The 26882-nt window shown below is 73.3% G+C and carries 24 protein-coding genes; 12 read left to right on the forward strand and 12 right to left on the reverse strand.

Going from position 1 to position 26882, the window contains the following annotated elements; translation table 11 throughout:
• Positions 1-152 precede the first annotated feature (152 nt).
• The 3 genes from QRN89_RS33515 to QRN89_RS33525 all read right to left on the reverse strand — a co-directional run bounded on the left by QRN89_RS33515 (position 153) and on the right by QRN89_RS33525 (position 2260).
• Positions 153-953: a hypothetical protein gene (locus QRN89_RS33515; RefSeq protein ID WP_290353165.1), complete on the reverse strand. Its 801-nt coding sequence runs from the start codon at positions 951-953 to the stop codon at positions 153-155.
• Positions 954-1135: 182 nt separating this feature from the next.
• Positions 1136-1447 carry a hypothetical protein gene (locus QRN89_RS33520; RefSeq protein WP_290353166.1) on the reverse strand — a complete coding sequence of 104 codons (312 nt, stop codon included), beginning with the start codon at positions 1445-1447 and terminating at the stop codon, positions 1136-1138.
• A gap of 213 nt (positions 1448-1660) precedes the next feature.
• Positions 1661-2260, reverse strand: a complete 600-nt coding sequence (locus QRN89_RS33525) for a class I SAM-dependent methyltransferase (RefSeq protein WP_290353167.1) — start codon at positions 2258-2260, stop codon at positions 1661-1663.
• 173 nt (positions 2261-2433) lie between these two features.
• On the opposite strand from QRN89_RS33525, the gene QRN89_RS33530 reads away from it, so the two are divergent.
• From QRN89_RS33530 to QRN89_RS33550, 5 genes are all read left to right on the forward strand, one after another.
• Positions 2434-3234, forward strand: coding sequence for an MHYT domain-containing protein (locus tag QRN89_RS33530; protein WP_290353168.1), 801 nt, complete (start codon positions 2434-2436; stop codon positions 3232-3234).
• A gap of 103 nt (positions 3235-3337) precedes the next feature.
• A complete protein-coding gene (locus tag QRN89_RS33535) occupies positions 3338-6004 on the forward strand; it encodes a sensor histidine kinase (protein WP_290353169.1) in 2667 nt (888 codons plus the stop codon).
• Positions 6001-6435 carry a roadblock/LC7 domain-containing protein gene (locus tag QRN89_RS33540; protein ID WP_290353170.1) on the forward strand — a complete coding sequence of 145 codons (435 nt, stop codon included), beginning with the start codon at positions 6001-6003 and terminating at the stop codon, positions 6433-6435. The genes QRN89_RS33535 and QRN89_RS33540 overlap by 4 nt, the downstream gene beginning before the upstream one ends.
• A 22-nt stretch (positions 6436-6457) precedes the next feature.
• Complete coding sequence (locus QRN89_RS33545; RefSeq protein WP_290353171.1) at positions 6458-6871, forward strand: DUF742 domain-containing protein; 414 nt, start codon at positions 6458-6460, stop codon at positions 6869-6871.
• 382 nt (positions 6872-7253) lie between these two features.
• Positions 7254-8249, forward strand: coding sequence for a nucleoside hydrolase (locus QRN89_RS33550; RefSeq protein WP_290353172.1), 996 nt, complete (start codon positions 7254-7256; stop codon positions 8247-8249).
• 109 nt (positions 8250-8358) lie between these two features.
• Here QRN89_RS33550 and QRN89_RS33555 read toward each other — a convergent pair whose 3' ends face one another.
• Positions 8359-9171, reverse strand: a complete 813-nt coding sequence (locus QRN89_RS33555; RefSeq protein ID WP_290353173.1) for a SigB/SigF/SigG family RNA polymerase sigma factor — start codon at positions 9169-9171, stop codon at positions 8359-8361.
• 262 nt (positions 9172-9433) lie between these two features.
• Here QRN89_RS33555 and QRN89_RS33560 point away from each other — a divergent pair, with 262 nt between their 5' ends.
• On the forward strand, positions 9434-10273 hold the full coding sequence (locus tag QRN89_RS33560) for a pentapeptide repeat-containing protein (protein WP_290353174.1): 840 nt from the start codon (positions 9434-9436) through the stop codon (positions 10271-10273).
• Positions 10274-10647: 374 nt separating this feature from the next.
• Entirely contained in the window at positions 10648-11208 is a 561-nt protein-coding gene (locus QRN89_RS33565; RefSeq protein WP_290353175.1) for a type 1 glutamine amidotransferase domain-containing protein, read from the forward strand.
• A gap of 220 nt (positions 11209-11428) precedes the next feature.
• Here QRN89_RS33565 and QRN89_RS33570 read toward each other — a convergent pair whose 3' ends face one another.
• From QRN89_RS33570 to QRN89_RS33585, 4 genes are all read right to left on the reverse strand, one after another.
• Positions 11429-12145, reverse strand: a complete 717-nt coding sequence (locus QRN89_RS33570; protein ID WP_290353176.1) for an alpha/beta fold hydrolase — start codon at positions 12143-12145, stop codon at positions 11429-11431.
• Between the two features lie 338 nt (positions 12146-12483).
• A complete protein-coding gene (gene ligD / locus QRN89_RS33575) occupies positions 12484-13404 on the reverse strand; it encodes a non-homologous end-joining DNA ligase (RefSeq protein WP_290353177.1) in 921 nt (306 codons plus the stop codon).
• An 88-nt stretch (positions 13405-13492) separates the two neighbouring features.
• Positions 13493-15337 carry a transketolase gene (locus QRN89_RS33580; protein ID WP_390702101.1) on the reverse strand — a complete coding sequence of 615 codons (1845 nt, stop codon included), beginning with the start codon at positions 15335-15337 and terminating at the stop codon, positions 13493-13495.
• Positions 15338-15391: 54 nt separating this feature from the next.
• Complete coding sequence (locus QRN89_RS33585; RefSeq protein ID WP_290353178.1) at positions 15392-16768, reverse strand: NAD(P)/FAD-dependent oxidoreductase; 1377 nt, start codon at positions 16766-16768, stop codon at positions 15392-15394.
• A gap of 468 nt (positions 16769-17236) precedes the next feature.
• Between QRN89_RS33585 and QRN89_RS33590 the strand changes: the two genes are divergently transcribed.
• Positions 17237-17842 (forward strand): GTP-binding protein, encoded by a 606-nt coding sequence (locus QRN89_RS33590; RefSeq protein ID WP_017950034.1) that lies wholly within the window; start codon positions 17237-17239, stop codon positions 17840-17842.
• An 87-nt stretch (positions 17843-17929) separates the two neighbouring features.
• Here the strand turns inward: QRN89_RS33590 and QRN89_RS33595 are convergent, their stop codons facing one another.
• Complete coding sequence (locus QRN89_RS33595) at positions 17930-18358, reverse strand: PPOX class F420-dependent oxidoreductase (RefSeq protein ID WP_290353179.1); 429 nt, start codon at positions 18356-18358, stop codon at positions 17930-17932.
• Between the two features lie 149 nt (positions 18359-18507).
• Between QRN89_RS33595 and QRN89_RS33600 the strand changes: the two genes are divergently transcribed.
• Positions 18508-18921 (forward strand): roadblock/LC7 domain-containing protein, encoded by a 414-nt coding sequence (locus tag QRN89_RS33600; protein ID WP_290353180.1) that lies wholly within the window; start codon positions 18508-18510, stop codon positions 18919-18921.
• Positions 18922-19070: 149 nt separating this feature from the next.
• Entirely contained in the window at positions 19071-20297 is a 1227-nt protein-coding gene (locus QRN89_RS33605) for a DUF6397 family protein (protein ID WP_290353181.1), read from the forward strand.
• Positions 20298-20467: 170 nt separating this feature from the next.
• Here QRN89_RS33605 and QRN89_RS33610 read toward each other — a convergent pair whose 3' ends face one another.
• Both QRN89_RS33610 and QRN89_RS33615 read right to left on the reverse strand, forming a co-directional pair.
• Complete coding sequence (locus QRN89_RS33610; RefSeq protein WP_290347950.1) at positions 20468-21706, reverse strand: IS256 family transposase; 1239 nt, start codon at positions 21704-21706, stop codon at positions 20468-20470.
• Between the two features lie 56 nt (positions 21707-21762).
• Entirely contained in the window at positions 21763-22899 is a 1137-nt protein-coding gene (locus QRN89_RS33615) for a phosphatidylinositol-specific phospholipase C domain-containing protein (protein ID WP_290353182.1), read from the reverse strand.
• 850 nt (positions 22900-23749) lie between these two features.
• Between QRN89_RS33615 and QRN89_RS33620 the strand changes: the two genes are divergently transcribed.
• Positions 23750-25306, forward strand: a complete 1557-nt coding sequence (locus QRN89_RS33620; protein ID WP_290353183.1) for an ATP-dependent DNA ligase — start codon at positions 23750-23752, stop codon at positions 25304-25306.
• A gap of 294 nt (positions 25307-25600) precedes the next feature.
• On the opposite strand, the gene QRN89_RS33625 is transcribed toward QRN89_RS33620, so the two are convergent.
• Positions 25601-26167, reverse strand: coding sequence for a TetR/AcrR family transcriptional regulator (locus QRN89_RS33625; RefSeq protein WP_290353185.1), 567 nt, complete (start codon positions 26165-26167; stop codon positions 25601-25603).
• 102 nt (positions 26168-26269) lie between these two features.
• Between QRN89_RS33625 and QRN89_RS33630 the strand changes: the two genes are divergently transcribed.
• Positions 26270-26695: a nuclear transport factor 2 family protein gene (locus tag QRN89_RS33630; RefSeq protein WP_290353186.1), complete on the forward strand. Its 426-nt coding sequence runs from the start codon at positions 26270-26272 to the stop codon at positions 26693-26695.
• The last annotated feature ends 187 nt before the right edge of the window (positions 26696-26882 follow it).

Raw genomic sequence — 26882 nt, forward strand, 5'->3', positions numbered from 1 at the left:
GCCATGTGGGACGTCGGCGGGACCCGGTGCGCTCGGATACCGAACGCGCGCCCGAGCCGCTCCGTACGTCCGTCTCAGGCGGGCGCCACCGCCGGCCGTCTCGGGTACGCGCCACCGCCGGCCGTCTCGGGAGCGCGGCTCAGCCCTCCGGCTCAGGCGGGCCGTACCGCCATCTTGTCCAGGGCCTCCAGCAGTCCCGGCAGCTCCGGACCGCGTCCCACCGGCAGCACCTCGCCCGGCTCCTCGTCCAGCAGCACGAAGGCGATGTCGTCGGTCCTGGCCACCAGCGACCAGCCGGGCCCGTCCGCCCGCAGCATCCGTGCACCGTCCGGCGCGAAGCTCGACCGCACCCGTCCGAGCGGCGGCGTGTCGTCCACATAGCCGTGGAGCTCCTTGAGCACCCGCCGCACACCCTCGTGCGGCGTCGCGCGCTCCTCCTCCGCCGCGTCCGGCTGCACGAACGTGATCTGCTCGGACACCTGCTCGCGCCACACGGCCCACTGCAGCGCGACCTCGTCCGCGCCGAGCCTCCGCTGCGCGGGGCCCCACTCGCTCGTGTCGGGCGGGGTCAGCGGTGGGCCGCCCGCCTCCTCCTCGTCCGGGTCGTGGGGCGCGGGCACACCCGGCGCGACGGTGGCCACGGCCAGCGGCCAGCCAGGCAGCGCGGCGACCACCGAACGGTCGCTCGGCGACAGGTCGTACTCCATCCCGCAGTCCCACGACGCGATCGCGACGGCGACCAGGGACACGTCGTCGATCACGACCGTCCACCGTGCGCCGTCGCCGTCCTGCCCGAGGACCAGCCCGTAGCCGCCGTCCCAGGCGCCGAGTCCCAGCGCCGCGCACGCGGCGGGGTAGTCGTCGCCGAGCACGCTGGGGAACTGCGCGGGTGTGAGCAGCTGCGCAGTCAGCACAAAGAGCGCGTCGTCGGCCGCTTCGTCCGTCCCGGCCACGGCATCCTCCCCATCGGATCGTTCGTCGGCGCACCTTAACCAGTGGGTAACCCCGGCGTCGAGAGCCCGCGACAGGAATCTGGGACGACTCCTTCCACGCCCGTACGCAGGGCGCGGGCACCGCTGCGGAGCGGCGGGGACGGCGTCAGGCCGCGCGCCCCCGCCCCTCCGGGCCCGTGCGGTCAGGCGACGGGCAGTCCGAGCAGACCGCGGGCCACGGACCGCGGTGACTCGTCGCGCTCGCGCGCCAGGGCGATCACGGCCCGGCAGGCCAGCTCGTTCACCCCGAACGACAGCGCCTCCGGCGACACCCAGCCCGACGCCTCCTCGATTCCCTGCTGATCGTCCTCGGCGCACGCGGAGACGTACTCCGCCGCGGCCTCGAAGAGATTCGGCTGGCGCCGCCGGACGACCTTCGCCTGCGGCGTGCCCTCCCCGCCACCCGTCCGCTGCGCCACGAGTCTGCGGATTCCGCTCATCACCTTGTCGAACATCCCGGGGCCCCCTTCCACCGCACCGTCACTCTTCCGGTGTACCCCGCCGGTGTGACAAGTCCTCCTGTCGTTCCTGCCGGTGTTCTCCTGCCGGGCGACTTCCGGTGTCCGCCCTCCGCGTACGGCCTCCCGGAGCAGACCGGGCCCGCTGTGCCCGGCGGGCGGCCGCCGCACCGGAACAAGCCGCCGGTCGGGGGGCCGTGTCCGGGCCGGTCAGTCCTCGCGGACCGCGAGCGCGAGGAAGCGCGCCTCCTCGTCGGCGTACGAGACCAGCCGCCAGCCGGTGGCGGCCAGCAGCGGGCCGAGGTTGGGCTCGGCGCGCAGGTCGTCGGGCGTGAGCCGGCGCTTCTGGCGGACCGCCAGCGCGGCCCGGCCGATGGGATGGAAGAGCGCGAGACGTCCCCCGGGGCGCACCACCCGGGCCAGCTCACGCAGATCGTCGGCAGGATTCGGCAGGTGGGCGATGAGGCCGGAGGCGAACACCGCGTCCATCGACGCCGTGCGCAGCGGCAGACGTGCGGCGTCGGCCTGCAGCAGTGCGGCGTCGCGGTCGCGTCCGGCGCGCACCGCCATCTGCAGCATCTCGAGGGTCAGGTCGGCGCCGACGACCGTACCGCTCGGGCCCACTGCCTCGCGCAGAAGGGGCAGCGCGCGCCCGGTACCGCAGCCGGCGTCCAGGACCGCGTCGCCGGACGCCAGGTCCAGTGCCGAGACACCCGTGGCGAAGGCCGGCCCGTCGTCGGGGAACCGCACGTCCCAGTCGGCGGCCCGGGCACCGAAGAACTCCTGCACACGCGCGTGGTCGTCGGTCATGTGCCCATGATCCCGCACCCCCCGGGCCGATTCACCGAGCACTGCCGGAACAGACGTGCGGCGCACACGTTCGACCTCGGCACGATCGTTCTGAAACATCGGCTGTCATATTCCATCCGCTTTCGAAATGCGCCCCCGTCCCGCGCCCCCATCGGGACTACCGTCCCTGAGCCATGGGACACCTGGACCACGCCACATTCGGCTGGCTGACCCCCGTGCTGTCGTACGCGATGGCCTGCATCGGCGCCGCCCTCGGGCTGCGCTGCACCGTGCGCGCGCTCGACGCGACCGGCCGCTCCCGCCGCAACTGGCTCCTCACGGCGGCCTCCGCCATCGGCACCGGCATCTGGACGATGCACTTCGTCGCGATGCTCGGCTTCGGCGTCACCGGCACCGACATCCGCTACAACGTCCCGCTCACCATCCTCAGCCTCGTCGTCGCCATGGCCGTCGTCGGCGTGGGCGTCTTCGCCGTCGGCCACAGCCGCGACCGGGTCCGCGCCCTGCTGCTGGGCGGACTGACCACCGGACTGGGTGTCGCCAGCATGCACTACCTCGGCATGGCGGCCCTCCGGCTGCACGGCGACGTCACCTACGACCCGCTGCTCGTCGCCCTCTCCGTCGTCATCGCGGTGGTCGCCGCGACCGCCGCCCTGTGGGCGGCGCTCAACATCAAGTCGCCCCGCGCGGTCGCCGTCGCCTCCCTCGTGATGGGCGCGGCGGTCAGCAGCATGCACTACACGGGCATGTTCGCCGTCAGCGTCGGTGTCGCCCCCTCGGACGCGGTGCTGCCCGGGGCCACCACGATGCAGTTCATCTTCCCCCTCGCCGTCGGCCTCGGGTCGTACCTCTTCCTCACCTCGGCCTTCGTCGCGCTCACCCCGACGGCACGCGAACGGGCCGCCTACGCCTCCGCCGAACGGACCACGGACCCCGAGCCCACGGTGTCCGCGCCTGCACCCACCACGTCGTGAACCGCCCCGTCGCCAGGCGCGTCCGGGACCCCTCGGACCCCGACCAACCGCCCGCACGGCCGCCCCGCCGCACCCAACGCCCCGTACCCGGAACGAGGAGGCCATGCGCAGACCTCGCAGCAAGCCCGGCGCCGAGACGCCGAACCCGCACCCGCGACCCGCGGCGACAGCCGGCGTTCCGGCCCTCCGCGGACGCCGCGCCCACGCGGGGCCGCCCGCGGACGAACGGGCCGAGGCCGACACGGCCCACGGGCCGGACGACCCGCACCGCGGGCCGGCACCGCAACGCCCCGGGGAATGGCATCTGCGTCCCCGCACGGTACGCGCCAAGATCATCTCGTTGCTGATGGTCCCCGTCGTCTCCCTGCTCGCCCTCTGGGGCTTCGCCACCGTCACCACCGCGCAGGACGTCGCACGGCTCCGTCAACTCCAGGACGTCGAGGACCGGGTCCGCGGCCCCGTCGCCGACGCCGTCGGCGCACTCCAGGCCGAACGGCGCGCCGCCCTCCGCCAGATCGCCGCGCCGGACGCCCAGCGCGCCGCCGACCTGCGGCAGCAGTCGAAGGCCACCGACGCCGCGCTCGCCGAACTGTCCCTCGACGCGTCCCACACCGTCGCCGACGGAGGCGATCTGCCGAGCGACGTCGCCGGGCGGCTGGCCGCGTTCGTCGCGCAGGGCCGCTCGCTCGCCGCCCTCCGCGTCTCCGTCCTCGACCGCAGGACCGACTGGGACCGCGCGTACGACACGTACACGGCCGCCATCGGCTCAGGCTTCGGCGTCGCCGGTGCCCTCGCCGGAGTCCAGGACTCCGGACGGGGCTCGGACGCCCGGGTGCTGCTCGAATTCGCCCGGGCGGGCGAGATGCTCGCCCGCGAGGACGCCCTGCTCACCGCCGCCCGGGCGCACAAGTCGTTCGGCGCCGACAGGCTCCGGCGGTTCACCGGCGCGGTGGAGGCCCGTCGCGCGCTCACCGAGTCCGCCGTGGCCGATCTGCGGCCACGCGAGCGCGCCGCCTGGCGCGAACTCACGAACGGGAGCGCCTACCGGGTCCTCCGGTCCGCCGAGGAGGCCACCAGCGCCGCCCCGGCGGGCCGCCCGGCGGCCGCGGCCGTGCCGGTCGCCACCTGGGACACCGCGCACAGCGCCGTGCGCGCCGGCATGCGCGACATCGAGTCCGCCGCACAACGTGGCGCCGCGGACCGGGCCGACCCGGTCGGGCAGGGGCTGTTCACCGCCGCCGGGGCCGCGGTCCTCCTCGGCCTCGCCGCGGTGGCCGCCTCCCTCGTCATCTCCGTGCGCATCGGCCGTGCCCTCGTCGTCGAACTCGTCAGCCTCCGCAACACGGCCCTGGGGATCGCCCGGCACAAACTGCCCCACGCCATGCGCCGCCTCCGGTCCGGCGAGGACATCGACGTCCGCGCCGAGGCACCGCCCGGGCCGCCGCCGCGGGACGAGATCGCCGAAGTCGGCGAGGCGCTGTCCACCGTCCACCGCGCGGCCCTCAGCGCCGCCGTCGAGCGCGCCGAACTCAGCCGCGGCATCTCCGGGGTGTTCGTCAACCTCGCCCGCCGCAGCCAGGTCCTGGTACACCGGCAACTCACCCTGCTCGACAGCATGGAACGACGGGCCGAGGACCCCGGCGAACTCGGCGACCTGTTCCGTCTGGACCATCTGACGACCCGTATGCGGCGGCACGCCGAGAGCCTGATCATCCTGTCCGGGGCCGCACCGGGGCGGGCCTGGCGCGTGCCCGTGCCGCTCACCAACGTCGTCCGCGCCGCCGTGTCCGAGATCGAGGACTACGCGCGGGTCGAGGTGCGGCAGCTTCCGGAGGCCGCCGTGGTCGGGGCCGCGGTCGCCGACCTCACCCATCTGCTCGCCGAACTCGTGGAGAACGCCGCACAGTTCTCGCCCCCGCACACGAAGGTCAGGGTCAGCGGCGAGCCCGTCGGCAACGGATACGCGCTGGAGATCGAGGACCGGGGCCTCGGCATGGGCAAGGAGGCCCTCGCGGACGCCAACCGCCGCATCGAGCAGTCGGAGGCACTCGACCTCTTCGACAGCGACCGGCTGGGCCTCTTCGTCGTCAGCCGGCTGTCGGCCCGCCACGACATCAAGGTGAGACTGCGGACCTCACCGTACGGAGGGACCACCGCCGTCGTCCTGCTCCCCACGGCGCTGCTGCAGAGCGCCCTCCCGCCGGGAGCACCGCAGCCCACAGCCCGGCGGGACGAGACCGGTCCGGTCCCCGCGCCGGGACCCGCGCCGCACTCCGCCCCGTACGCCGTTCCGGACGCCGCGCCGCGCCCCGCCCCCCACGGCGAGCCGTCCCTGCGGGGCCGGCCCGGCCGGCCCCGCATCGAGGCCCGGTCCGGGGAAGCCGCACCCCCGCCGCCCGGGGTCATCGCCCTGCGGCTGCGCGACCGCAGCCCTTCGCCACCCCCCGAGGACCCCCGCCCCGAGCCCCCCGCCGCCCGCCCGCCGGCTCAGGGCGACCCCGTCCGAAGGGACCCCGCCACCCCTGAGGAAACGGGCAGCCTGCCGCGCCGCGTCAGGCAGGCCAACCTCGTCCCCCAGCTGCGCGAGGCCGCGCAGCACGAACCGGTGGACCCGGCCGGGCCCGCCGCGCACGACGCGCCCGAACGTACCCCGGAGCAGGTCAGGGACCGGATGACCGCCTACCGCGCCGGCTGGACGCGCGGCGGTGGCGCCGCACCGGGCAGCCCCACCCACACCAGGGCTCACAGCAGCGAAGGAGACCACGCATGATCGACCACGAGAGGACCCTGCACCCCCGCTCCGGAGAACTCGACTGGCTGCTCGACGACCTGGTGCTGCGGGTGGGCGAGGTCCGCCACGCGGTCGTGCTCTCCAACGACGGCCTCGCCGTCGGTGCCTCCGGCGGCCTCACCAGGGAGGACGCGGAGCATCTCGCGGCCGTCTCCTCCGGGTTCCACAGCCTCGCCAAGGGGGCGGGCCGCCACTTCAGGACCGGCGGGGTCCGGCAGACGATGGTCGAGATGGACGACGGGTTCCTCTTCGTCGCCGCTGCCGGCGACGGCTCCTGCCTCGCCGTCCTCAGCGCCGTCACCGCCGATGTGGGGCTGATCGCCTACGAGATGGCGCGCCTGGTCAAGCGCGTCGGGGAGCACCTGGGCACCCCGCCGCGCATGTCCACGACCCCGCCCGCCGCCGGCTGACCCGGAGAGAGGCTCCACCGTCATGAACGATGCCGCCGACGGCGGCCCGGACCTCCAGGGCAGCCGCTGGTACGACGCGGAGGCGGGTCCGCTCGTCCGCCCGTACGCCATGACCGGGGGCCGCACGAAGCCGGGACCGAGCTCCGTGCGCCTCGACCTCATCGCGCTCGTCGACGCCGCCGCCGACGCGGTGGACCGGGCCGCGGAATCCCTGCTCGGTCCCGAGCACCGGGCACTGCTGGACCTCTGCCGCGCCGAGACCCAGTCGGTCGCGGAGCTCGCCGCGGACGCCGATCTGCCCGTCGGGGTGGTGCGGGTGCTCGTCGGCGACCTGCTGGAGGGCGGGCACGTCACGGTCTCGATGCCCGTGCCGCCCGCGCAGCTGCCCGACGAAAGGATTCTGCGGGAGGTGATCGACGGGCTCAGAGCCCTGTGAGCCCGGACCCGGGCGGGCCGTCTCGCCGCACAGCCGGAGAGCCGTTGCGTCGGGCGCCGCTGGGCCGTCCAGTCGTCCAGTCGTCCAGTCGCTCAGCCGTTTGGCCGGTGCCGGGGCGGCGTGCGCCGAGCCGGGCCGCACGCATGGAGCCGAAGCGCCCGGTGCGGATCGGGATGCGCGGTGCGGACCGACGTGCGTGCGGGCGGAGGGCGAGGCAACGGCCGGAACGGAGCGGCCCGTGCGGCGTCCTCCGGGGCACACTGGTGGCGTCGTTCCCGCAACGCCCGCCAGCCCGTCTCCGTGCCGGTACCGGCCGCAGTGGTCCCGGCCCAACCCGTACCGCCGGCGCGCTTCCGCGCCGACACCGACGCCGAGGAGCACCGTGACCGTACCGATCATCCTCGACTGCGATCCCGGGCACGACGACGCCGTCGCCATCCTGCTCGCCGCCGGGGACCCCGAGATCGACCTGCTCGCGATCACCACGGTCGCCGGCAACCAGGTGCTGGAGAAGACGACGCTCAACGCCCGCCGCATCTGCACCGCCGCGGGCATCACCGACGTGCCCATCGCCGCCGGTTGTGCCCGGCCGCTCGTGGGACGACTCCACGTCGCGGAGGACGTCCACGGCACGTCGGGCATGGACGGCCCGAGCTTCGGCGAACCGACCGTCGGGACCGTGCCCGAACACGCCGTCGACCTCATGTACCGGCTCCTGACCCGGCATCCGGAGCCCGTGACCCTCGTGCCGACCGCCCCGCTGACCAACATCGCCCTGCTGCTCACCCGGCATCCCGACGCGGCGGCGCACATCCGCGAGATCGTGCTCATGGGCGGCTCGACGGAACGCGGCAACCGCACTCCCGCCGCCGAGTTCAACATGTACGTCGACCCCGAGGCCGCCGACATCGTCTTCCGCAGCGGGCTGCCCGTGACCATGTGCGGGCTCAACGTCTCCCATCAGGCGCTCGTCACCCCCGAGGTGCTCGCCCGGTTCGAAGGGCTCGGCACGGACCTGGGACGCGTCTGCGCGGAACTGATGACGTTCTTCGCCGCCACCTACCGGCGGCTGTGGGGCTTTCCGGCGCCACCCCTGCACGACCCGGTCGCGGTTGCCCGGGTCATCGACCCGAAGATCGTGGAGTGCGTCGACGCGAGTGTCGCCATCGAGCTGCGCGGGGAGTTCACGCGCGGGGCGACCGTCGTGGACCTGCACCGGTACCTCGACCGGCCGGTCAACGCGCGTGTGGCGGTGGGCCTCGACCGGGAGAGGTTCTGGGACCGGGTGGTCGGCGCCGTGGACAGGCTCGGCCGGCGGGCGGCCGGCCCGGCGGGTGCGGGGCGGGACGGCACGCCCGAGGAGGGCCGGCGGGGGTGACGGGCGGTGGGCCCCGTCGTCACCCGGCCGCAGTGGTCACTGCCGCACGGGGGAGCAGGGCCTGCGCAGTGCCCGGCGCGGCGCGGGACGCCGCTCCGTCGGGCGCGCCTCACAGGCGGCCGGCAGGCACCGCGTCGCGCATGATCTCGTCCCGCAGCCGGCTGCAGCAGCGGTTGATCAGCCGGGAGACGTGCATCTGCGAGATGCCGAGGTCCTCCGCGATGCCTCGCTGCGTCATGTCGCGGAAGAAGCGGAGGTAGAGGATCCGCCGCTCACGGTCCGGCAGTCCGTCCAGTCGGGGCCTGACCGCCTCGCGGTCGACGACGACGTCGAGCGCCGGATCGGGGCCGCCCATCGCATCGGCGAGCGTGAAGCCCTCCTCGCCGCCCTGGACCTCCGCGTCCAGGGAGAGGGCGCTGTAGCTGCCGAGCGCCTCCAGGCCCGCCCCCGCCTCCTCCTCGGTCATCCCCGCGTGCCGCGCGATCTCGGCGGCGCTCGGTTCACGGCCGCCGACGGACTGGACGAGCTCCTGGCGGGCGGCGCGGACCCGATTGCGGAGGTCCTGCACCCGGCGCGGCACGTGCACGGTCCACGTGTGGTCGCGGAAGTGCCGCTTGATCTCCCCGTCGATCGTCGGCACGGCGAACGACTCGAAGGCCCCACCGCGATCCGGGTCGTAGCGTTCCACTGCCTTCACCAGCCCCAGCGCGGCGACCTGACGCAGATCCTCGAGTGCCTCGCCCCGATTGCGATAGCGCCCCGCGAGCCGGTCGGCCATCGGCAGCCAGGTCCTCACCAGCTCCTCCCGCAGCGTGGCCTTCTCCGGACCGTCCGGGAGCAGGGCCAGCCGTGCGAAGGCCTCGGCCGTGTCCGGGGCGTCGTCGTGGGGATGCGTGCGGCGCTCGTACGTCTGCCTGCTCACGCTCAGCTCCTCGTGCGGTGCTGACGGTGTCCCTCGCCCGGAGCCGGGCGCGCTCCCGGGCGTCGCACGGGGCACGCCCGGGCTCCGAAGCACGTGTGAGCGCCTGCCCGGCGGCCCTCGCGGCAAACGCCCGCAGGACGGTCTCGCGGCACAGGTCCGTGGAAGGGGGGCACAGGCGGGGGAACGACCGTTCGGATGAGGAAGACTGGACCCGTAGCCACCACGGAAACCCGTCACCCACCACGGAAGAGGCACCGGCTCAGTGACCGACGCGCACCAGGACGCAGCACCCGCCCCCGACACCACGGCGCTGCGGGCCGACTGCGGTGACTGCTTCGCCCTGTGCTGTGTGGCGCTGCCCTTCTCCGCCTCGGCCGACTTCGCCGTCGACAAGCCCGCCGGCCGCCCCTGCGGCAACCTCCGTGAGGACTTCCGCTGCGGCATCCACACCCGGCTCCGGGACAGCGGATTCCCCGGCTGCACGGTGTACGACTGCTTCGGCGCGGGCCAGAAGGTCTCACAGGTGACGTTCGGGGGGCGGAGCTGGCGGCAGGCCCCCGGGGCCCGCCGGATGTTCGACGTCTTTCCGGTGATGCGGCAACTGCACGAACTGCTGTGGTACTTGACGGCCGTTCTGGGAATGGCTCCCGCCCGTCCGGTGCACGCGGCGGCGCGCGCGCTCCGCGACGAGATCGAGGCCGTGACCCTGCGGGACGCCGAGGTGCTGCTCGGGACGGACGTGGCCGCGCTCCGTGGACGTACGGGCGAACTGCTGCTCCGGGCGAGCGAGTTGGCCAGGGCCGGGGTGACGCCGGGCCGAGGCAGGAAGCACAGGGGCGCGGACCTCCTGGGGGCCGGGCTCGCGCGCGCCGATCTCCACGGCGCGGACCTGCGCGGGGCCTGTCTGATCGCTGCCGACCTCAGCGGTGCCGATCTGCGTCTCGCCGATCTCCTCGGCGCCGACCTCAGGGACGCCGACCTCTCGGGAGCCGACCTCACCGGCAGCATCTTCCTCACCCAGCCGCAGCTCCAGCAGGCGAAGGGGGACGCGGCGACGCGAGTGCCGAGCGGCCTGCACCGCCCCGCGCACTGGAAGACCTGACCGGGCCCTTCGGTCCCGTGACTCGCCCACGCCCGTCCACGCGGTGCCGCCGCGGGCGAACGCCGGCGGATTCCCGTCGAGGCCGGTGGATTCCCGCCGAGGGTGAGCACGGCGGGGATGCGCCAGACGCGAAGGACGTCGGAGACGGGGAAGGCCATCCGAGGGGGCCGGGTGCGGGGCCGGCGCGGCGCGATGCCGACGGGCGCCGGAGTGCGTGGCCGACGCGAGGGGCACCGGAGCAGGCCGCCGACCGCCACGGTGCCGGTCGCCGCATAGCGATCACCCAGGCGGGTACGCGCACCGCCGGACAGGGCCGTGTTCCGGCAAGCATGCCGGACCGGCGACGCGAGCGGGGGAGAGAAGGGTGGAGCCCCATGAACATCGCCTTCCTCACGGCGCACGAAGGCGTCGAACAGGTCGAGCTGACCGAACCCTGGCAGGCCGTGACCGACGCCGGGCACACCCCGCGGCTGATCTCTGTCGAGCCCGGCCGCGTCCAGGCCTTCGACCACCTCGACAAGGCGGACACGTTTCCCGTCGACGAGGTCGTGGCCGACGCCTCCGTGACGGACTACGCGGGCCTCGTACTCCCCGGCGGAGTCGCCAACCCCGACTTCCTCCGCATGGACGAGCAGGCCGTCGCCTTCGTCCGCGGGTTCTTCGGGGCGGGCAAGCCCGTGGCGGCCATCTGCCACGCTCCGTGGACGCTCGTGGAGGCCGATGTGGTGCGTGGCAGGACGCTGACGTCGTGGCCGAGCCTGCGCACCGACATCCGCAATGCGGGCGGCACGTGGGTCGACGAGCAGGTGCGGATCTGCCGCGAGGGCCCGAACACACTGATCACCAGCCGGAAGCCGGACGACCTGAAGGCCTTCTGCTCGGCTTTCCTCACGGAGTTCGCCCGCCGGACCGCCGGTGCGGGCACCGGGAGCTGACGGCCCGGGCAACGGGCACGAAGAGCCACCGGCTCGCCCCATGGACCCGGCCGTGCAGTGCCCGGTGCCGCGCGGGCTCCCTCGACGAGGCCCCGCGCGGGCCGTCGGCCCGTACGCGCGGGCGCCCGGTGGTCGCGCCACTGCGCCGCGTCCGACGAATCCCGCCCGGCGCGCCGTGGGCGTCCTGCGAAGGTCCCTCCTGGCCTGCGGGCGGACGGAGCTACGTTCGCACCACGCCCCGAGCAGCCCCCGCGTCGAGGAGCACCCGAGCCAGTTCGCGCGGACGGGAGAACATCGGCCAGTGCCCGGTGTCCAGCTCGACCAGCTGCCAGCGCTCGCCACGCAGCAGTTCGACCACGTCGGGGCCGGGTTCCGGCCCGTCGAGCAGGCACTTGACGTACGTCGCCGGGAGTTCGCCGATGGCCCGACCGAGCACCGCCGGTTCGGTCAGCGTGGCGCCGGGATGCGGGGTCGCACCGCCGACGATCCGGCCGATCTGCCCGTCGCTGAGTCCCTGCCCCGCGAAGTCCTCCTCGGGCGGGGGCGCCCAGAAGCCTCCGGTCGCGGCCGTCGACGCCTCGATCATCGCCCGGCCGTCGGGCCACGCGGACACGAACGACTCGCCGTGCACCGGGACGTTCGAGTCGACGAAGACCACACGCCGGAGCCGGTCGCCGATCCTCTCCGCGGCCTGACCGACCGGGATGCCCGCGTAGCTGTGCCCCACGAGGACGACATCCCGCAGGTCGTGCGCCTCGATCTCGCGGACGACGTCCCGGACGTGGGTCTGCTGCCCGGCCGGTGCGCCGCTCTTCTCCGCCAGCCCGGACAGGGTCAGCGGACGCACACCGTGCCCGGCCGCGCGCAGCTCCGGTACGACGTCGTCCCATGCCCATGCGCCGAGCCAAGCGCCTGCCACCAGTACGAAGTTGGTCATGCCCCGCACCGTAGCGAAGGGGTCCGACAACCGCGTCCCGCCCGCATCGGGGCGGGCGGCTCGCCCGTCCGTCACCGTCGCCGACGTGCTGCCCGTGGCGGGGCCCCGGGTCCGGGGCGCCGGTCTCGGGACGCCCTCGCCCGGCCCCATGAGACCGCCGCGACGAGACCGCCGCGACGAGTACGGTCAGCCGGGTCCTGCGGTCCGAGCGGCTGCCGCGTTCGCGGTGGTCCCGGTTCACGAGCAGCCACCACCGGTGTCGCCGCCCCCGCCGCGGATCGGCCGCCGCCCCGGCGCAACCGTGGCGCGGCGGGCCGGGGCGGCGGGCCCCCGGGTGCTCAACCGCCGGTCCGGTCGAGGCGCAGCCGGTCCAGCCGCCGTCGTGCCGGCCCCAGCGCCCTGCCGCGCCGCAGCGCACCCTCCCACGGGTCCGCGGCCGCCTGGTCCGCCACGTCCGTGATGTTCCACCGGCGCGCCGTGAGCCCGGGGTCCTCCAGCTGGTCCCAGTCGATCGGCGTGGCGACCGGCGCGCCCTCGCGGGCCCGTACCGAGTACGGAGCCACCGCCGTCTGCGCGTACCCGTTGCGCTGGACGTCCAGATACAGGCGGTCCCCCCGTGCCGCCTTGCGCGCCTCGGTGGTCAGCCGGTCCGGGTGGGCGGCCGCGAGCAGGTCCGCCACGTCCTTCGCGAACTCCCGGACCTCGTCGAACGCGTGACGCCTGACGAGCGGTACGACGACGTGCAGGCCCCGTGAACCGGTCGTCATCAGGACCGACGGCAGCCGGAGCTCGCCGAGCATTTCGCCGAGGAGCCGCGCGGCCCGCCGCACCGGTTCGAAGTCGTCCTCCGGCGGGTCCAGGTCGAAGACCAGGCGGTCGGGGTGGTCCGGGCGGTCGGCCTTCGACTGCCAGCGGTGGAGGGTGACGCACGCCTGGTCGGCGAGGTGGACGAGCGTCGCCGCGTCGTCGCACACCGTGTGGGTGACCGTGCCGCCCTCCTTGGGGACCTCGGCGCGACGCACCCAGTCCGGATAGCTCTCCGGTGTCTCCTTCTGCATGAACCGGGGCCCGTCGAGGCCGTCGGGGAGCCGTTCCAGCATCAGGGGCCGGCCTCGCAGATGCGGCAGCATGTGCGGGGCGATCGCCCGGTGGTACTCGACGAGGTCCGCCTTGGTGAAACCGTCGGCGGGGAACAGGACCTTCTCCGGCCGGTGGACCTCCAGTTCACGGCGGCCGGCCCGCACGGTTGTGGTGCTCATGGCTCGCGGGTACCCCGTGCGGCCGGCCGGTAGACACCGGCACGGCCGGACGGCGCACGCTCGGACACGTCGAAGGGCACCGGTCGCCTCAGTGGGCGATGACCCGTTCCACGAGCAGTTTGACGGCAGCCGCGATGGATTCCGCGTCGATCCCGGCGGCGTGCAACTGCTCCTCGGGTGTCGCGGAGAGGGGCATGTCGCGCACGGCGAGCCGGGCGAGCCTGGGTGCGGGACGCCCGTCCGAGAACGCCTCCGCCACGGCGTCGCCGATCCCGCCCTCCGGACGGTGGTCCTCCACCGTGAGCACGCATCCCGTCGCCGCTGCGGCGTCGTTGAGCGTGTCCGCGTCGACGGGTTTGACCGAGTAGAGGTCGACGACCCGGACCGGGATGCCGTCCGCCGCCAGCGCGTCCGCGGCGCGCAGGGCCTCGTGGACCGTCACGCCCGCGGCGACGATCGTCGCCTTGTCGCCGTCGCCGCTGCGCAGCACCTTGCTGCCGCCGACGGGGAACTCCTCGTCGGGACCGTAGATGACGGGTGTCTCGCCTCGGCTGGTCCGCAGATAGCGGACGCCCTCGAGGTCCGCCATGGCCGCCACCAGCCGCGCCGTCTGGTTGGCGTCGCACGGGTACAGCACCGTCGACCCGTGGACGGACCGGAGCATCGCCAGATCCTCGAGGCCCATCTGCGAGGGGCCGTCCTCGCCGATCGACACGCCCGCGTGCGACCCGACGAGATTGATGCCGGCCCGGCTGACCGCGGCCATCCGGACGAAGTCGTGGGCCCGGGTGAGGAACGCGGCGAACGTCGACGCGTAGGGCACCCAGCCGCGCGTCTGCAGGCCGACGGCGCCGGCCACGAGCTGCTGCTCGGCTATGTAGAACTCGAGGTACCGGTCCGGGTGCTCCTTCCGGAAGTACTCCGTGCGCGTGGAGTCCCCGACCTCGGCGTCGAGCGCGACCACGTCGCCCCGCGCCGAACCCAGCGCCGCCAGGGCCTGTCCGTACGCCGTGCGGGTGGCCTCCTCCGTACCGCGCTCGAAGCGGGGGAGCTCCAGCGGCCCGAGGTCCCGTACGCGCCGGCCGGGGGCCGAGGGGGGCGGCTCGACCTCGACCCGGACGAACCGCGGGCCGCCCAGTTCCTCGATGGCCGCCTCCGCGTCGGGCAGCGGTTTGCCGTGCCTGCCCTCCTGGTCCTCGACGGCGGCGACGCCCCGCCCCTTGCGGGTGGCCGCGATGACGGCCGTCGGACGCTCGTCCACCTCGGCCGCCTCGGTGAGGGCCTTGTCGACGGCCTCGACGTCGTGGCCGTCGACCTCGACGGTGTGCCAGCCGAACGCCCGGAGGCGCTGCGCGTAGGCGTCGAGGTCGTGCTGGTGGCGGGTCGGACCTCGCTGTCCGAGCCGGTTGACGTCGATGATCAGCTTCAGATTGCCCAGCTTCTCGAACGCGGCGTGCTCGACGGCCTCCCAGACGGAACCCTCCGCCATCTCGCTGTCCCCGGAGAGCACCCATACCCGGTACGGGAGGCGGTCGAGGTACCTGCCGGCGAGGGCCATCCCCACCCCGACCGGCAGCCCCTGGCCGAGCGAGCCCGTGGCGACGTCCACCCAGGGCAGCCGTGGCGTCGGATGGCCTTCGAGACGGCTGCCGCGCTTGCGGAACGTCAGCAGCTCCTCGTCGTCGATCGCGCCCGCCGCCTTGTACAGGGAGTACAGCAGGGGCGAGGCGTGGCCCTTGGAGAAGATCAGCCGGTCGTTGACCGGGTTCTCCGGGTCGGAGAAGTCGTAGCGCAGGTGGTGGGCGAGGAGGACGGCGGCGAGGTCGGCCGCCGACATCGAGGACGTCGGGTGCCCGGACCCCGCGGCGTCGGCCGCTCGCACGGAATCCACCCGCAACTGCTGGGCCAGCTCCGTCAGTTCTGCGTAGCGCATGTCACTCCGTTCGCGGGGTGTCCTGTGACCGGTTCGCGTGTCGTCGCCGGGCCGTCATTCCCCGGACCGGCCCGGAAGCCGGGCCACTTCGGGCGACGAGGTGTCGAGCGGCACCGACCAGGAGCTGACGAGACCGAGCTGCACCGCCTGGCGCGGCAACGCGGCCTCCAGCAGCCAGTCGGCGGCCACCCGTATCCGGTTGCCCGGCATCGCCGCCAGGTGGTATCCGCGGGTCACCGCGCCCGCGAGCGGTCCGGACAGTGGTACGCCGAGCGGATTGGCCGCCGCCTGGACACCGCCCAGGTCCACGGCGAAGCCCAGGTCGTGGTGGCGGTAGGCGCGTGCGGTGCCGTATCCGAGTGATGCCGCCACGTTGTTGGCCGCGACATCGCCCTGACGGGTGGCGTGCTGCGCGGTCATCGGGGTCAGTTCGTAGCCGGTTCCGTCGCCGTCGTCGCCCGGGGGCAGCGGCCGGGTCAGATCCGGTACGGCCGCCGCGTCACCGCAGGCGAACACCTCCGGATGGCCGGGGACGTTGAGCTCGGCCGTCACCCGCAGCCTGCCGCGGTCCACGGGCAGCCCGACGTCGGCCACGAGCGGATCGGGCCGTACGCCGACGCACCACACGAGCGTCCGGGTCGGCACGAACTCGCCGTCGTCCAGCAACACCCCGTCCGGCGTCGCCTCCTTGATGGAGGTACCGGTGCGCACCTCCACGCCGCGGGCGCGCAGCACCCGGTCCGCGGTCTCGGACAGGCGCCGGTCGAGCTCGGGCAGCACGCGGGGCGCGATGTCGAGGAGCAGCCAGCGCGGCCGTGTGTCCGGGGAGCACCAGGCCGGGCCGAACGGCTTCTTCGGCCGGGACATCTGGGCGTGCAGGTCGTCGGTGAAGATCTTGCCCTGGGCCGCCACCTCGGTGCCCGTGTAACCGGCGCCGACCACGACGAAGGTGCAGCGCGCCGCGCACTCCTCGGCGTGCGGCGCGGCGCCCGCCATCTCGACCTGCCGGACGACGTGGTCGCGCAGGTACAGCGCTTCGGGCAGTCCCCGGAAGCCGTGCGCGTACTGGCTCACACCGGGGACGGGGAGCAGCTTGTTGACGCTTCCGACGGCGAGTACGAGGCGGTCGTACGCGAGCTCTCCCCGCGTGCCCTCGGGATCCGTGTAGTGCACACGGTGCCCTGCCAGATCGACCTGTGTCGCCTCGCCCAGCACGAGTCGTACCCGCGGGAGGGTGTGCACGAGGGAGACGGTCACCCGCCGCGGCTCCAGGATCCCGGCCGCCACCTGCGGCAGCAGGGGGAGGTACAGAAAGTAGTCGGTGGGGTTCAGCAGGACGATCTCGACCCGCTCCCTGGCCAGGGTGCGGGACAGCGCCCGTGCCGTGCGGTGTCCGGCGAACCCCGCACCCACGATGACGATCCTGGTCACGCCGTCCCGCCGTGGCCCGTCCCCCCGGGGCGTGGTGCCCGGGGCCTGCACGTGGGGATCCTGGGTGTCGTCGGCCTGCACGGCGAATCGCCTCCCATGGGGATAGGGGCATGCGAGGGACGGGACGTTCCGAGTGCCCTGCCGGCGCAGGGGTAAACGCCGGTGTCGGCGCCGTCGGGAAACACCGTCGCCATAGCGTCCGTCTCTCCAGCGTCCCCCCGTCGAACTGTCGCGGCCACACGAAATGCGAATGGTTCCGGACAGCTTTTCAGTCCGGAACAGTCACATCGCGCAAAAAGCGATCCAGGGGCCCCGCCTGTGGCTCCGGTTGCCATACTGCTCACGTTCACAGAACAGATGTGCTGGCGCCGGTCCTCTCGGCCGGTCTTCCCCGAGGCGGCCGGGACGGCCGCGACCTGGGGATCCTTCTGCCGTTTGTCGGCGCACACCCACGGAGAGAAGTGATCGATGGCTCCCGAGCTCTCTGGCGGCATCGGCGGAGACGCCGCCGCTCTCGCGCTGAAAATACTGGTCGCCGGCGGGTTCGGCGTCGGCAAGACGACCCTCGTCGGAGCGGTCAGCGAAATCCGGCCGCTGCGCACCGAGGAACAGCTCAGCGAGGCGGGCGAGAGCGTCGACGACACGGGGGGAGTCGACCAGAAGACGACGACCACCGTCGCCATGGACTTCGGGCGCATCACGATCCGCTCGGGGCTGTCCCTCTATCTCTTCGGGACGCCCGGACAGGACCGATTCTGGTTTCTGTGGGACGAGCTCTCGCAGGGCGCGCTCGGTGCGGTGGTCCTCGCGGACACCAGGCGTCTCGAGGACAGCTTTCCCGCCGTCGACTACTTCGAGCACCGGCGGATCCCGTTCGTCGTCGCCGTCAACTGCTTCCCGGGGGCGCGGACCTACGGGGCGCACGAGGTCTCCCGTGCGCTCGACCTCGATCGGGGGACGCCGGTGGTGCTGTGCGACGCGCGCGACCGCGATTCGGGGAAGGAGGTGCTCATCCGGCTGGTCGAGTACGCCGGGCGGATGCACACCGCCCGGCTGCTCGACTCGGTGGGGTGAGGCGCCCGGACGAGAGCGGCCGCGAGGGCCCGGCCCCGCGATCCGCCGGCAGCGCCCCCGGCCGGTCGGCGGCCGGGTGAGGCGCCGTCAGTCGGCCACGTCCGCCATGGCCTGGACCTTCTCGACGCGCACCCGCACCAGCAACTCGCCCGGCACCCCGTTGCGCGCACCGAACTCCTCGGCGCGGTCCTCGCCCATGTAGCGGGCGGCGATGCGCGTGGCCCAGTGCCGCAACTGCTCCGGTTCCTCGCTGATTTCCGCGCGGCCCTGGACGACCACGAACGAGAACGGCGGACGGTCGTCGTCCACGCAGAGCGCGACCCTGCCGTCGCGGGCGAGGTTCCGCCCTTTCACCGTCTCCTTCCCCGTGGTGAGGAGCAGGTCGTCACCGTCGAGGAGGAACCAGACCGGTGCGATGTGCGGGCTGCCGTCCGCCCGGACCGTCGACAGTTTCGCGGTGCGCGTGCCCTGGGACACGAAAGCCCGCCATTCGTCCTGAGACATCTTTCTCGCCATGGGAGTCATCCTCGGACGCGACCCGTGGTGAGGGAAAGTCAACTCTCCGCTGCCGTGCGCCCGTGATGACTCCTTGCCGGGACGGGGACAGTGCGCAAGGCTTACCGGCGACACGGGGGAACACGAACACACGAACGGGGAGGAACGTCATGGCAGCGGACAAGGGGCTCGACTGGCTCCTGGACGACCTGACCAAGCGGGTCTCGTACATACGGCACGCGCTCGTGCTGTCGAACGACGGCCTGGTGACCGGGGCGAGCACGGGACTCGCCCGGGAGGACGCGGAGCACCTCGCCGCCGTCTCCTCCGGACTGCACAGTCTCGCCCGCGGCTCGGGCAGGCACTTCCGGGCGGGCAGGGCGCGGCAGACCATGGTGGAGTTCGACGACGCGATGCTGTTCGTCACCGCGGCGGGCGACGGCAGTTGTCTGTGCGTCCTCAGTGCCGCGGAAGCCGATGTCGGCCAGGTCGCCTACGAGATGACGCTGCTGGTCAACAGGGTGGGGGAGCACCTGGCCGTGGCCGCGCGGCAGCCGGGGCGGGTCACGGTCTCCGACTTCTGAGACCGCCCTCCGCCTTCTCGGGCCGTCGTTTCCGGAGCCGCGCCCGCACGCCAGGGCCGGAACGGGAGTTGTCCACAGGCGGAGCGAGAAGTCGTCGCACGGGGTTACGGTCGTCACCGAGAGTATTCGTCTGTACGGGGGAGACCACCATGCGGGACGACACGACCATCTGCATGCCCAGGGACGGGAAGTCTGCCGACCGGGCCGACGCGGCCGGCCCGGGCCACGCCACCTATACCGACACGGGTGACGCCACCGGTGCCGGCCCGGAGAAGGGTGCAGCCGACACCGTGCCCTCGGGGCGTGCGGCGGCGGCCCTGGAGCTGAGGCGCGGCGAGTTCGAGCTCGCGGTGGACCTCGGCCACGTCCGCACGACACCGGGCCGGGGCGCCGGACGGAGGCGGGTGACACTGGAGGAGATCGCGCGGCTCCGGGAAGCCGACGGTTTCCCCGAGGCCTTGCGCGAGCGTGTCCGCACCGTCGGCACGGCGGAGGCGGCCCAGATCCTGTCGACCACCTCCGCCCGCTTCACCAGGCTCGCGCGCACCGGGCACCTCACTCCCGTCCGGTTCCGTCTCAACCGCTACCGCGCAGTGGTGTGGCTGTATCTGGCCTCCGAGGTCCGCGAGTTCGCCGAGCGGAACGCCGATCTGCTGGTGGGGAAGCTCCCTCCGGGGCTGCGCGCCGGAGTCGACGAGGGCGAGGACTGGCGCGCCCGCAACTGGCGCGGACGGCGCCTCGCGATGCTGCTCCGACTGGCGGACGGCCCCTGGGCGCGCTCCGCCGCCATCGCCTCACTCCTCGATGCCGCCCTCGTGGCGGAGACCTTCGACGACCCGCACGAGCGGACGCATCTGGCGCGGCTGCGCCCGGAAGCGCCCTACGGTCGCACGGAGTCCCCGGCCGTGCGCGAGATCACGGACCGGCTCCTGCTGGCGGACGATCCGGACGAGATCGTGTGGCACCGGACGAGTCTGCGGCTGTCCCTGGACGAGGCGCGGGCCTCGGGCCCGGCACCGCGCCCGGCCGCCGACCGGCTGCGCCTCCCCGGCCCCGGAGGCTCGGCCCCCGCTCTCCCGATCCGGCCGGGCTCCCGGGCCGTCGACTCCGTGCCCGCCCCCGGATCCCGGCGCCCCGGAGTCACGTCCGGCGCGCCGGTCTCCGGGGCGGCCTCCGATCCTGTGCCCCGGCCGCGCCCCGAGCCGGGGGCCCGCTCCGTGCCCGGGGTCCGGTCCGCGACCGCGACTGCGACCGGGCCGGGGCTCGAGGCCGGGTCCGTGCGGGAGGCCCGGCACCGAGCGCCGGCCGGGCGGGCGGCCGAGGCAATACGGGCCCGGTGGCGCCGGCGCGGGACTTCCCCGTCGCGCGTCGGCTGACGCAGGTCACGAACGGGTACGCCGCGAGAAAAGCGCCGGGTGAACACCGACGACGATCGCGTCCACCGCTCTGCTGCCTACAGCTGTGTCCCTGCGGCCGTCCCGCCCGCGGTGCGGTCACGTCCGTTGGAGTGGTGTATCGACGGCCACTCGGCGATCTCGGTTTGAGGCTATGCGGTGAGTTCGGTGGGCAGGAGGGTGTCGTTGTTTTCTGACTCGATCGGGTGGAGTCGGGCCTTGGCCAGCAGGTCGCGGCCCATGTAGCGGCGGGCTTCGGTCCACTCGTCGTTCTGCTCGGCCAGGACCGCCCCGACCAGCCGGATGACGGCTGTGCGGTCGGGGAAGATGCCGACCACGTCTGTGCGGCGGCGGATCTCCTTGTTCAGCCGCTCCTGCGGGTTGTTCGACCAGATCTGTCGCCAGATCTCACGCGGGAAGGCCGTGAAGGCCAGCAGGTCATGCTGGACAGCGTCCAAGTGGGCTGCGGCTTTCGGGAACTTGGCCTCCAGCGCGTCCAGGACGTGCCGCATCTGTGCTTGGACCGCGTCGGTGTCGGGCTGTTCGAAGACGGTCCGCAGCAGCGTGGCCACCCAGGGCTGGGCCGATTTCGGAACCTGGCTCAGCAAGTTCCTCGCATAGTGGGTGCGGCAGCGCTGCCACGACGCGCCGGGCAGAACGGCACCGATGGCGTCGACGAGGCCGGCATGGGCGTCGGAGATGACGAGCTGGACGCCGGTTAGGCCGCGAGCGATGAGTGAGCGCAGGAAGGCGAGCCAGCCGGCGCCGTCTTCGGCGGTGGCGACGTCGATGCCGAGGATCTCGCGGTGTCCGTCGGCGTTGACGCCAACCGCGATCAGCGCGTGGACGTTGATGATGCGGCCGCCTTCCCGGACCTTCTGGGTCAGTGCGTCGACCCAGACGAACGCATACGGCCCGGCGTCCAGGGGCCGGTTGCGGAAGGCGGCGACCTGTTCGTCCAAGTGCTTGGCCATCGCGCTGACCTGGGACTTCGACAGCTGGGTGACACCGAGGGACTCGGCGAGCTTCTCGACCCGGCGGGTGGAGACGCCGAGCAGGTAGGCGGTGGCGACCACCGAGATCAGGGCCTGTTCGGCCCGGCGACGGCGTTCGAGCAGCCAGTGCGGGAAGTAACTGCCCTGCCGCAGCTTGGGGACGGCGAGCTCGACGGTCCCGGCGCGGGTGTCCCACTCGCGCGGGCGATAGCCGTTGCGATGGTTGACGCGTTCCTCGCTGACCTGCCCGTACTCCGCGTTGCAGAGGGCGTCGGCCTCCGCCGACATGAGCGCATCGGCGAACGTCTTCACCATCGCGCGCAGCAGATCGGGACTCGCCGAGGCGAGGTTGTCCTCGGCGAGGGCGTGCAGGGGCAGACTGTCTGGTGCGGTCATCGTGCTGATCTCCTTCGAGGCTTCGACACTTCGAAGATCAGCCGGTGGCCGTTCGTCTATGCGGGCGCCATCCCGATGCCGGAGCAAACCCCCGGATCAGGTCGAACCCGTACACCACTTCCCAGGACGCAACCCGCGGTGCCACGGGGCACCACGCTCGACAGGACCGAGGGCAGTGTGTGCCAGTCCGACGAGACCACGGTCGCATGCCGGCCCGCCAGCAGGGCGACGCGGTCACGGGCCTGTGCCTCGGTCGGGCTGGTGCTGTCGATCGCGGGCGGCACATTGTGGGCGCTCGACATGAGGACGAGGTAGTTGTTGCGGGCGTACCAGGCGGTGTCGATCGAGCCGCCCGCGTAGAGGGACGCGTTCCCGTCGAAGAGGACGAACCACGGGCGGAGGGAGGCGTCCGAGTAGCGGCCGCGCGGGTCGCCGGCCTGCGCACCGAGTACCGCGGGGAAGGCCGAGGCCTCCGGCAGCCGGCCGGTCGAGGAGAGGTTCCGCAGATGCGTGGCGTACTCCCGGTCCGTCCAGAGCGTGTCGAACGGGTTCTCCTGCTCGACCGTGCCGGGGATGAGTTCGACGATGAACTTCCCCGCCATGTCGGTTCGGGACGGCCAGCCACGGGCGCGTACGGCGGTGTCGAGGTCCGGGTGACCGGCCGCCAGATCGGCGGGCCGGTACAACGCGTCACCGAGCCGGGCAGTGAGCAGTGCGTCCAGCGCGGCGGGACCCCGGCCGTTCTTGTTCTGGAACCCGTCCTTCATCTCGACCTTGAGGAGGATCGGCCGGTGCCCGGGGTTCGCGTCGTGCCAGGCGCGGATGTCGGAGAGACAGCCGCTGAGATCCCGGTTGCGGGACTTGCTGCGCAGCTCGGCGGCGGTCGCGGCGTTCACACAGTTGTTGTCGTTGCCCACGGGATTGTCGTGGGCCACCCGGAAGGATCTGCCGAACACATTGGTCCACACGTCGATTTCGAGCATTCCCGCACCGGAGTCCAGGGCGTCCGCGAAGTAGGGGTACTTCGCCTTCTCGTACGCGTTGTGGACCCCGACCGAGGTCGTCGACGAATACGCCGGTGCGGCCGCCTCGGTGCCCGGCGCGGCCGCCGCGGGTGCCTGAGCCGTGACGAGCGCCGCACCCAGCGCGGCTGCGGCGACGGACACTGCCGTTGTACGCGAAAGCTTCCTCATGGTCCCCTGCCTGTGTCGGAAATCGAGCAAATCCTCGGCAGATTAGGGGAGTTGAGCGAAGGATGGGAGGTGTTCAGGCGGCGAAGAGAAGATCTTCCGGAACTTCCGGTGGTTCCCGTGACGCGCAAGGTGACTGCGGTTCGGTGACGGGAATGCGGGGCGGGAGTCCCGACCGATCACCGAGTGGGGCCTTCCGCCGGCCGTTGGCGCGGGCGGTCGACGGTCCGCCGTGCAGCTTTACGCCGGTGCGGTGCGGTGCGGTGCGGTGCGGTGCGGGTGCGGTGCGGTGCGGTGCGGTGCGGGTGCCGGTTGCCGGTTGCCGGGTGGGCCGTCGCCCGCCTGCCGTTCCGGTCGAACCGTGGGCCGATCGTGGCCGTGCAGCGCGGTTCAGGGGTGCGGCGGTTCGGCTGCGCAGCCGGGCAGCAGGTCCTGCCGGCCCGGGGCTGGAGGTTCTGCCGCGCAGCCCCTTCTGCCGGGCCCTGGGGTGGCCGGGTTCTGCAGTCGTGCAGTCGCGCAGTCGTGCTGCCCGTGGCCGCCGACCGCCTCGTGCACCAGTCGCGGAGACCGTGGCGCCGGGCCCGTGCAGCCGGTCTCTCCGATCTCTCTGGCCCCTTCGGCCCCTTCGGCCTCGGAGCGTGGGCAGCCGGTCGTGCCGGTCCCTCGGACCGTGGGCCGCCGGTCGTGGCGTCCTTGCGGGTCCGCCACACGGCTTGCCGGTCGTGCCGGTCCTGCCGGCCCGCGAACCCGTCGGTCGGGCTGCCCGGGCAGGGCCGGCCCACCGACGGGTTCGCCGGTTCCGCCCGTGGCGCACCGGCGTGCAGACCGGGGCCGGGGCGGGCACGATGGCCGCATGCTGCTGGCCCGCCTCGCCGACGTGTCCCGGCAGATCGCTGCCGAGCCGTCCCGCACCCGGAAGATCGAAGCCCTGGCGTCCTTGTTCCGCGACGCCCGGCCGCAGGAGGCCGCGCTCGTCATCTCGTATCTGGCCGGACGGCTTCCTCAGGGACGGCTCGGCGTCGGCTGGAGCGTGCTCCGGCAACGGCCCGAACCGGCCGGGGAGCCCCTCCTGACCGTCGAGGAGACCGACGCGGTGCTCACGGCGCTCGCCCGGGTCGCCGGGTCGGGTGCCCAGGCGGAACGCCGAAGGCTCGTCGGCGGGCTCATGGCCGCCGCGACCGGGCCCGAGCAGGAGTTCCTCGTGCGGCTGCTGACCGGCGAAGTGCGCCAGGGCGCCCTCGACGCCGTCGCGCTCGAGGGCGTCGCCAAGGCGGCGGGGGCACCGGCCGGCGAGGTGAGACGGGCGGTGATGCTCGACGGTTCACTGCCGCGGGTGGCCGAAGCGGTCCTGGCGGAAGGGCCCGCGGCGCTCTCGTCCTTCCGGCTCCGGGTGGGCCGTCCCGTACAGCCCATGCTGGCGCACACCGCGGCGTCGGTGGCGGACGCGGTCCGGGCCCTGGGCGTCTGCTCGGTGGAGGAGAAGCTGGACGGGGTGCGCATCCAGGTCCATCGTGCGGCCGGCGAGGTCCGCATCCACACGCGGTCCCTGGACGACATCACCGCCCGGCTGCCCGACGTGGTCGAGACGGTCCGGGATCTTCCGGGGGACCGCTTCATCCTCGACGGCGAGGTGATCGCGCTCGACCCGGCGGGTCGGCCCCTGCCCTTCCAGGACACGTCCTCGCGCGTGGGGTCCCGGACCGACGTGGCCGCGGCCACCGAGGCGGTCCCGCTGTCACCCGTCTTCTTCGACATCCTCGCGATCGAGGACAGGGACGTGCTCGACCTGCCCGGGCACGAGCGGCATGCGGAACTGGCCGCGTTGGTGCCCGAGCCCATGCGGGTGCGGCGGTTCGTCGTCGACGACCCCGCGTCGCCCGCCCAGCTCGAAGGTGCCGAGGACTTCCTCGCCGCGACGCTCGAACGCGGTCACGAGGGCGTCATGGTCAAGGGCCTGGACGCGCCCTACGTGGCGGGGCGCCGCGGCCGCACCTGGCTCAAGGTGAAGCCGGTGCACACGCTCGACCTGGTCGTCCTGGCCGCCGAGTGGGGTCACGGCCGGCGTACCGGGCTGCTGTCCAACCTCCACCTGGGCGCGCGGACCGCCGACGGGGGGCTCGTCATGCTCGGCAAGACGTTCAAGGGCCTCACGGACGAGATGCTTCGCTGGCAGACGGAGCGGCTGGGGGAGCTGGCGGTGGAGGACAACGGCTTCCAGGTGCGGGTGCGCCCCGAGCTCGTCGTCGAGATCGCCTACGACGGTCTGCAGCGCTCTTCGCGCTATCCGGCGGGTGTCGCGCTGCGGTTCGCCCGGGTGCTGCGTCACCGTCCCGACAAGCTCGCGTCGGAGGCCGACACGATCGAGACCGTTCTGGCCGCCACGCCCGTCGTGGCGCCGTCGGGGGACTGAGGCGCGGAGTGCGCCGGCGGGCGAGCGCGCTGCGGAGCGGGCCCCTGCCGAGAGGGGAGAGTGCCCCGGCCGGTCGGGGGAGGCCGGCCGGGGCCGTACATGGGGTGGGCGCACCGTCATCGACGTGCGGTCTGCGCACCACGTCTAGATGAACGATAAACCATCTTGGAGCGTTCCTCGAAACGCCCCCGTCGCGGGCCACCGCCGCGGACCCCTGCCGTGGATCCTGGCCCCGGTGGACGGTGAAGCGGGGGTGTCCCGAGCCCCTCGTGCCGCGCTCGAGCCGGTGGCCCCTCAGGTCGCCGTCTCCGCGCCCAGGAGTACCTTCGCCGCCTCGCGGGCCTGGTCCGCGGGAAGGGGAGAGCCGGTGACGGCCGCCGTCGTGATGGCTCCCTCGGCGAGCAGGGCCAGGGATGCCGCGATCGCGCAGGGCGCACCGGCGTCGTCGACGAGACCGGCGAGGTACCGCCGGAACGCCTCCTTGTGCCGCCGCGCGGCCTCTGCCACCTCCGGGGCCGTCGCGCCCAGCTCGCCGAAGGAGTTGACGAACGCGCAGCCGCGGAAGTCCGGTTCCTCGAACCAGTGGCGCAACCAGTCGAACACCACGAGGACGCGCTCGGCCGGTGGGCCGTCCGCCTGGTCCACATACGCCGCGAGGCTTCTCCGCCACCGCTCGTCCCGTCTCAGCAGGTATGCCTCCACCAGTGCCCCCTTCGAGGGGAAGGCCTGGTAGAGGCGGCGCAGGGTCACACCGGAAGCGGACCGCACGGCGTCCATGCCGACGGCCTGGATGCCCTGCCCGTAGAACAGCTCCTCCGCGGCGTCGAGGATCCGCTCCCGGGTCGCCTCGATGTCCGTCATCCCGTCACTCCCTTGCATGAGAACCATCGTTCTCGTAGGGTACCGGGCAGAGTGAGAACGAGCGTTCTCGTTCGGATCGCCGCCCGGAAGGAGACCGTTGTCATGTCCGAATCGCCGCGCCCGCCCCTGCCTCCCTTCACGGAGGAGACCGCCCGCCGGAAGGTCCAACTCGCCGAGGACGCCTGGAACTCACGGGATCCGGAGAAGGTCTCCCTCGCGTACACGAAGGACTCCGAGTGGCGAAACCGGGATGTGTTCCTCAACGGCCGGCAGGAGATCGTCGAGTTCCTGACCGACAAGTGGCGCAGGGAGCTCGGGTACCGGCTGCGCAAGGAGCTCTGGGCGTACCAGGGCGATCGCATCGCCGTGCGCTTCGAGTACGAGTACCACGACGCGGACGGTCGGTGGTTCCGCGCGTACGGGAACGAGAACTGGGAGTTCGACGACCACGGCCTGATGCGCAAGCGCTACGCCAGTATCAACGACCTTGCCATCGCGGCCGACGAGCGCCGGATCGCCCGGGACTGAGCGCCGGCTCCCCCGGCCGGGGCGGTCGGCTCGCCGACCGGCCTCGGCGTGCCATCGCCCGGGCACCTCGGGGGACATCCGCGTCCCCGGACCGGCAGCGACCCCTCGGTCGTCAGCGGAACCGGACGACCAGGCGCACGTCGGTCGACACGGCTTCATCCTGCCGAGAGCCGGCGAGACCTGTCGT

This window comes from Streptomyces sp. HUAS CB01 (assembly GCF_030406905.1).
Classification (GTDB): Bacteria; Actinomycetota; Actinomycetes; order Streptomycetales; family Streptomycetaceae; genus Streptomyces; species Streptomyces chengbuensis.

Coding starts and splice junctions, on each gene's coding strand:
- QRN89_RS33580 (WP_390702101.1), bottom strand. CDS start 15,337: ATGCGCTACGCAGAACTGACGGAGCTGGCCCAGCAGTTGCGGGTGGAT.
- ligD (WP_290353177.1), bottom strand. CDS start 13,404: ATGAGCACCACAACCGTGCGGGCCGGCCGCCGTGAACTGGAGGTCCAC.
- QRN89_RS33525 (WP_290353167.1), bottom strand. CDS start 2,260: ATGACCGACGACCACGCGCGTGTGCAGGAGTTCTTCGGTGCCCGGGCC.
- QRN89_RS33625 (WP_290353185.1), bottom strand. CDS start 26,167: ATGACGGACATCGAGGCGACCCGGGAGCGGATCCTCGACGCCGCGGAG.
- QRN89_RS33535 (WP_290353169.1), top strand. CDS start 3,338: ATGCGCAGACCTCGCAGCAAGCCCGGCGCCGAGACGCCGAACCCGCAC.
- QRN89_RS33545 (WP_290353171.1), top strand. CDS start 6,458: ATGAACGATGCCGCCGACGGCGGCCCGGACCTCCAGGGCAGCCGCTGG.
- QRN89_RS33610 (WP_290347950.1), bottom strand. CDS start 21,706: ATGACCGCACCAGACAGTCTGCCCCTGCACGCCCTCGCCGAGGACAAC.
- QRN89_RS33620 (WP_290353183.1), top strand. CDS start 23,750: ATGCTGCTGGCCCGCCTCGCCGACGTGTCCCGGCAGATCGCTGCCGAG.
- QRN89_RS33520 (WP_290353166.1), bottom strand. CDS start 1,447: ATGTTCGACAAGGTGATGAGCGGAATCCGCAGACTCGTGGCGCAGCGG.
- QRN89_RS33595 (WP_290353179.1), bottom strand. CDS start 18,358: ATGGCGAGAAAGATGTCTCAGGACGAATGGCGGGCTTTCGTGTCCCAG.
- QRN89_RS33630 (WP_290353186.1), top strand. CDS start 26,270: ATGTCCGAATCGCCGCGCCCGCCCCTGCCTCCCTTCACGGAGGAGACC.
- QRN89_RS33615 (WP_290353182.1), bottom strand. CDS start 22,899: ATGAGGAAGCTTTCGCGTACAACGGCAGTGTCCGTCGCCGCAGCCGCG.
- QRN89_RS33570 (WP_290353176.1), bottom strand. CDS start 12,145: ATGACCAACTTCGTACTGGTGGCAGGCGCTTGGCTCGGCGCATGGGCA.
- QRN89_RS33590 (WP_017950034.1), top strand. CDS start 17,237: ATGGCTCCCGAGCTCTCTGGCGGCATCGGCGGAGACGCCGCCGCTCTC.
- QRN89_RS33540 (WP_290353170.1), top strand. CDS start 6,001: ATGATCGACCACGAGAGGACCCTGCACCCCCGCTCCGGAGAACTCGAC.
- QRN89_RS33605 (WP_290353181.1), top strand. CDS start 19,071: ATGCGGGACGACACGACCATCTGCATGCCCAGGGACGGGAAGTCTGCC.
- QRN89_RS33530 (WP_290353168.1), top strand. CDS start 2,434: ATGGGACACCTGGACCACGCCACATTCGGCTGGCTGACCCCCGTGCTG.
- QRN89_RS33600 (WP_290353180.1), top strand. CDS start 18,508: ATGGCAGCGGACAAGGGGCTCGACTGGCTCCTGGACGACCTGACCAAG.
- QRN89_RS33565 (WP_290353175.1), top strand. CDS start 10,648: ATGAACATCGCCTTCCTCACGGCGCACGAAGGCGTCGAACAGGTCGAG.